The sequence below is a fragment of the Bacillus sp. C30 genome, assembly GCF_040838255.1.
Taxonomy (GTDB): Bacteria; Bacillota; Bacilli; order Bacillales; family Bacillaceae_G; genus Bacillus_A; species Bacillus_A mycoides.
The window spans coordinates 1-4975 of sequence record NZ_JBFPJH010000251.1 but is presented as its reverse complement, the minus strand read 5'-3'; the positions used below and the strand labels follow the sequence as shown (position 1 = coordinate 4975).

Annotated in this window: 2 protein-coding genes and 2 pseudogenes; 1 reads left to right on the top strand and 3 read right to left on the bottom strand. The window is 34.9% G+C overall.

All coding sequences use genetic code 11. The annotated features are described in order from the left end of the window. On the bottom strand, positions 1 to 380 hold a 380-nt coding region (locus AB3X49_RS17675; RefSeq protein WP_367963722.1), incomplete at its 3' end, for a GntR family transcriptional regulator. 438 nt (positions 381 to 818) lie between these two features. Between AB3X49_RS17675 and AB3X49_RS17670 the strand changes: the two genes are divergently transcribed. Continuing rightward, complete coding sequence (locus AB3X49_RS17670; RefSeq protein WP_367963720.1) at positions 819 to 2216, top strand: amino acid permease; 1398 nt, start codon at positions 819 to 821, stop codon at positions 2214 to 2216. Between the two features lie 31 nt (positions 2217 to 2247). On the opposite strand, the pseudogene AB3X49_RS17665 reads toward AB3X49_RS17670, so the two are convergent. Further along, positions 2248 to 3951: pseudogene (locus AB3X49_RS17665) on the bottom strand (putative bifunctional diguanylate cyclase/phosphodiesterase). A gap of 824 nt (positions 3952 to 4775) precedes the next feature. Continuing rightward, a pseudogene (locus AB3X49_RS17660) lies at positions 4776 to 4975 on the bottom strand (hypothetical protein); the annotation flags it as partial.

The following is a 4975-nucleotide window of genomic DNA, read 5'->3' as shown; positions in this document are numbered from 1 at the left end:
CGTTTAATATGATTTATTTCCGTTTTTTCTTTCACGTTTAATAACTTTGCTACATCTTGTGTCGCTTTCATTTTCTCTATTTCCACGACTTCTGTAATACAATGACGTCCTAGACGTTCATTTTCTTCTTGGAAACTTACAATACCACCAAAGTTAAATTCAATGTTTTTGCGCTTTAATACAAAAACACCTTTTCCGTGTATTTTTTGAACATATCCACGCTCTTGCAATAAATCTACAGCTTTTCTTACAGTACCCCTACTTGCCTCATACTGCTTCATTAATTCCGTTTCTGATGGGATTTTACATCCTTCTTTTAATTGTTTATTATCAATAGACTTGCTGATTTCTGTATAAATTTGTTCATACTTACTCATCATCTACAATAGCCCCTTGTCACCTTCTAGTTCTATATGTATTATACCACGCTATACTCTTCTGCCAATCTCTCACTTATGTTCCAGTACAAGAAAACTATAGGTAAATATTTAGTCTCTAAAACGTATTTTTATAAATTTTTCTTTTCATTCAAAAAAACATGTAGTATACTAACTTCAAAATCAGAGGAGAAAGGGAGCAAAGAACTATGCTTACTTATACAACTGTAGTTACATTTGCACAAAAACATCATCATCATACTTAACCCTTGAAACCTAGCGGAAAAATTACGCGTAGGTACAAGGGTTATTCCCGTTGTACCTACGCTTTGGCAAAGAGCCATGTAGGTATTTTTTATCTACATGGCTCTTTTTTTATTGCCAAAAATGCTAGTAAAAAATGATGTTTAAGCAAAACTTACTACAAAGGAGTTAACAAAAATGGAAACGAAAAAATGGGGATTATGGATTTTAACAGCTTTTGTTATCGGGAATATGGTTGGCGGTGGCGTATTTATGCTCCCAGCAAATTTAGCACACGTATCAGGTCCAATGGGATCTACACTGGCATGGAGTATTACAGGACTTGGTGTATTTATGATTGCACTCGTATTTGGAAATTTAGCAATTCGTAAACCAGAATTAAAAGCAGGACCACAAAGTTACGCCCAAGCAATGTTTACTTCTCAAAAGACAGGTAAAGTTGCAGGATATAGTATGGCTTGGGGATACTGGGCTGCTAACTGGGCTGCTACAGCATCTGTAATTATTTCCTTTGCAGGATATTTATCAACATTCTTCCCAGTTTTACAAAGTAAGCAAATTCTCTTTTCAACAAACGGATTTTCATTAGAACTTGGAAAAGCTTTAACCTTTATAGTATGTAGTATGATGCTATGGGGAATTCAATATATTCTTTCTCAAAATATTGATAGAGCAGGAAATATGAACCTTCTTGCAACAATCGCAAAAATCATCGGATTTACAATATTTATTGTAATCACATTATTCATTTTCAATGCCTCTAATTTCGGGGACGGTCAAACATTTATGAATGAAGCTGGACAACCTATTTCGTTGGGTGGACAAATAAATTCCGCTGCTATTGCAACACTTTGGGCGTTTATCGGTATTGAGTCAGCAGTTATGCTCTCTAACCGTGCAAAATCTCAGCACGATGTTAAGAAAGCTACGATTTTCGGATTAATCATCGCTCTTCTTATTTACATGGCAATTACTCTACTAACAATGGGCACTCTTCCACAAGACGCTTTAAAAGAGTCTCAAAAACCATTAGTAGATGCATTAAATTTAGCAATTGGTACTAAAGGTGCTTATATAATGGCCTTACTTGCACTCGTATCTTTATTCGGCTCTACTGTAGGATGGATCGTTGTTAGCTCAGAAGTACCTTACCAGGCTGCTAAAAATGGACTTTTCCCTAAGTTTTTCAGTAAAACAAATAAAAAAGGTAGTCCTTCAAAATCATTATTTATTACAAATGTGATGACGCAAATTTTCTTATTCTCAACGATTTCTGGTACTGTTTCAGAAGCATATAATTTCGCTATTGTTGTAGCGACATTAGCATATTTAATCCCGTACCTTGTTTCTACCTTGTATCAGTTAAAATTAGTTATTACGGGGGAAACGTATGATGTAATGCCGGGATCTCGAATAAAAGATGGAATCATTACTGCACTAGCATTTTTATATTCCATATGGGTTATTAAAACGGGAACTGCTGATTTAAAAACATTCTTCTTAGGCATTGGTTTGTTTGTATTAGGTCTTATTCTTTATCCAGTTTTAATGAAAGATTCACAAAAAAAACAATAAAAAAGAGAAGCTTTTCGCTTCTCTTTTTTTATTAAAAATCAGTTAATAACTTTTCTTTTAGTTCCCCTATATCTAACGGTTTCGCATAATAAAAACCTTGTACAAAGTCGCAACTCATTGATTTTAATAAACTTTCTTGTTCTACCGTTTCTACCCCTTCAGCAACCACTAATAAATTTAAACTATGGGCGATTTCAATAACCGATTTTACAATCGTTCGCTCTGGTTGTGCATGATCATAATGAAACTCACGAATAAAATTACGATCAATTTTCACAATATCAAGTGGTAGTTGTTTTAAATAATATAATGAGGAATACCCTGTTCCGAAATCGTCTAAAGCGATTAAAATTCCCATACTTCTTAATTATTGTAATGTAGCAATAATATAATCAAAATGACGTACAGCTATACTTTCTGTTATTTCTAATATTAAACGATTTGGCGGAAACCCTGTTCGCTTCAATATACTACGAACAGATAAAATAAATCGCTTTTGCATCAATTGTTGTATTGATAAATTAACAGATAACTTCAGTCCCTCTTGATAATCTGGTAAAGTTTTAAACAGTCGACATGACTTTTCTAGTACCCAGTCTCCTAGTTTTATAATAAGTCCACACTCTTCAGCTACAGGGATAAATTCACTTGGTGAAATAGGACCTTCTTCTGTATTACAGCGTACTAAAGCCTCAATACCAGTACATTTCTTTGTTTTCAAATCAATAACGGGTTGTAATGCCACTTTTAATTCTTCGTCACGAATCGCTTTTTGCAAAGCAAATTCTATTTTCATTCTACGGTTTATTTTCGCACGTAATTCATCTGTAAAGAAGCACGCCGCATTTCTTCCTTGCTCTTTCGCACTATACATGGCTAAATCCGAATTTTTTAATAACGTTTCAACGTCTTTTCCATCTTGCGGATAGGAACAAAGTCCTAGACTAGCTGAAATATATACTTCATGACCTTCAAGCATAAATGGCGCTTGAAAGCATGACAACACGGATGTCGCTAACTGCCTCATCTCATCATGTGTATGAGTTTTTGTTAACAGCACAAATTCGTCGCCACCAAGCCTAGCCAGAACATCTTTCTCTCCTAGCACATAATGCAACCGTGAAGCAACTTCGCTTAAAAGTAAATCTCCTATCATATGACCTAACGTATCATTCACTAATTTAAAACGATCTAAATCAAAGTAAATCATGCCAAACTCTATTTTCTCTGCAATCATCTTATTTACAGTCGTAATTAACTGTAAACGGTTCGGTAAACTTGTTAACGCATCATGATAAGCAAGTTCCCTATAACGACTTTCGCTTAATCGTAATCTTTGTTCTGCTTCTTTCCTACTACTTATATCATTTCGAATTGCAATAAATTGATAAGGTTCTCCCTTTTCATTTAAAAATGGAACAATTGTTGTTTTAACCCAATAATACGTACCATCTTTTGCTTGATTTCGAATTTCCCCCGTCCAGACTTTTCCACTCAAAATACGCTTCCATAGGATTTGAAAAAATGCTTTCGGATGATATCCGGAATTTAAAATACGGTGATCTTTTCCTATTAACTCTTCTCTTTTATATTTTGAGATTTTACAAAATTTTTCATTCACATATGTAATAAGACCATTTCGGTCTGTAATAGCAACAATTGAAGACTCATCTAATGCTAATTTTAAATCTTGCAATGAAGAGTCATATAATGCATGACCTCTTTGTTCTAGCATGCGCACCTCTCCTTGCTTCCTATCTGACTAAAACACAACTCGTTTCTCTTCATAGAAATAGAGATATTTCATTTTCTAACAATACGCCTTTACATAAAATGAAACTTTAATCAGTGGGGGGGGTTGTCCATCCCCCACTGATTATTAGCCTTCACCAATCGGGCTTTTATCTCCCACCTAACTTCCTCACATTCACCGAATTTTGAGTTGGGAGTCTTACTGCCCGTTAATGCGGGATAAATCACAAATTTTTTCTAAATAGGCCGATTAAAATAACATAATATTATTTATAAAAAAAAGCAATATGGTGCTGTTTTAATTATAGTAGAAGCTTCTCATCTCTCTACTTATCTAAGCTTATTATACAGTATTCTCTTACATTCTTTGAATTTGTAAAGTGACAATTTCATCACTATTAGCCTCTGCTCCCTACTAATACGACCTCACACCTAACCTCTTTTATTTCATTAAATGTCAAGATATAAATCTAACTGCCGATACATAATGAAATAGAGATTAATATACAAAATGCAGCGATTCACGAATAATAATATAAAGTGAAACTTTAATCAGTGGGGGTTTTGTTCATCCCAACTGATCACCAATCGTGCTTTTACGGGTAGCAGGGCTTCCACCTAACTTCTTTGTTCCAGCTGAATTTTGAGGTGGGGGTTTTACTACCCACAAATAGCGGGATAAAGCCAAAATTTGCATTTAACATATTGAATTATAATAACAAAATATTAACATATTTTCACCTTGTTTTTGGAAATATTTTATAAATAAAGCATTAAACTAAAAAAGAGGATATCCTCTTTTTTAGTTTAATACTGATATGGTATTTGCTGATAACCCGGGTATGGCATTGGATATGGTGCTGGATATGTTACTGGGTACGGTGCTGGATAGTAGCCTCCACCTGCTGCACCCGTTAATGCGCCAGCTGTAAGCCCACCTAACATGCCTCCAGCAAAACTTCCTGGGAAAAATCCTCCGCCCCACGAGCCTCCACCCCAGCCCCATC

Bases quoted from the DNA above. Each gene is read 5' to 3' on its own strand.
- AB3X49_RS17670 (WP_367963720.1), top strand. From the start codon at position 819: ATGGAAACGAAAAAATGGGGATTATGGATTTTAACAGCTTTTGTTATC.